Source organism: Mycolicibacterium vinylchloridicum (genome assembly GCF_013404075.1).
GTDB lineage: Bacteria > Actinomycetota > Actinomycetes > Mycobacteriales > Mycobacteriaceae > Mycobacterium > Mycobacterium vinylchloridicum.
This window is the reverse complement of sequence record NZ_JACBJQ010000188.1, coordinates 1-1141: the sequence shown is the minus strand read 5'-3', so window position 1 is coordinate 1141 and position 1141 is coordinate 1. Positions and strand designations below refer to the sequence as shown.

The 1141-nt window shown below is 66.3% G+C and carries 1 protein-coding gene; it reads right to left on the bottom strand.

Annotated features, from left to right (window positions below):
• Positions 1-57: 57 nt before the first annotated feature.
• Positions 58-1141: IS256 family transposase (locus HPC46_RS34480; RefSeq protein WP_179476447.1), on the bottom strand; the 1084-nt coding region annotated here is incomplete at its 5' end.

Genomic DNA, 1141 nt, shown 5'->3' with positions numbered 1-1141 from the left:
GGTCAAGTCCAGGGGCGTGGTGTACGACGTCGTCGTGTGATTCTTCGATGTGATGGTTCAGGCGGTCAGTGCCGCGGGGGTGGCCTCCTGTTCGGTCGGTGAGCTCTGATCGGCTCGGGATTTGCTGAGGACGTCGAGGCCGAGGTAGCGCCGGGATTCGGCCCATTCGTCGTGCTGTTCGGCCAGGACGGCCCCGACGAGACGGATCAGCGCGTTGCGGTCAGGGAAGATGCCGACGACGTCGGTGCGGCGGCGGATCTCCTTGTTGAGCCGTTCCTGGGGGTTGTTTGACCAAATCTGGCGCCAGATCTGCTTGGGGAATGCAGTAAACGCCAGCAGGTCCGCGCGGGCGTTCTCTAGATGCTCGGCAACCTTGGGTAGCTTGTCAGACAGCGCGTCGATGATCCGATCATATTGAGCAGCAACCGATCCCGCGTCGGGTTGATCGAACACCGAATGCAGCAGGGTGCGCACCCACGGCCACGACGCCTTCGGAGTGATCGCCATCAGATTGGTCGTGTAGTGCGTGCGGCAGCGCTGCCAGGCCGCCCCGGGCAGGGTGGCGCCGATCGCGGCCACCAGACCCGCGTGAGCGTCGCTGGTGACCAGGCGGACCCCGGACAGGCCCCGGGCGGTCAGCGAGCGCCAGAACGCCAACCAGCCCGCACCGTCCTCGGCGGTGGACACGTCGATGCCCAGGATCTCGCGGTAGCCCTCGGCGTTCACGCCGACCGCGATCAAGGCGTGCACGTTGACCACACGTCCGCCCTCGCGGACCTTGAGCACCAGGGCGTCAGCGGCCACGAACGTGTACGGGCCGGCATCCAGCGGCCGGGTACGAAACGCCTCCACGGCGACGTCGAGCTCTTTGGCCATCACCGACACCTGCGACTTCGACAACGACGTGATCCCCAGGGTCTCGACGAGTTTGTCCATCCGCCGCGTCGACACCCCGAGCAGGTAGCAGGTCGCCACCACCGTGGTCAGCGCGCGCTCGGCGCGTTTGCGACGTTCCAGCAGCCAGTCCGGGAAGTACGAGCCCTGCCGCAACTTCGGAATCGCGAGATCCAGTGTGCCTGCCCGAGTGTCGAACTGACGATGACGGTAGCCGTTGCGCTGGTTGGTGCGCTCGGTGCTGCGC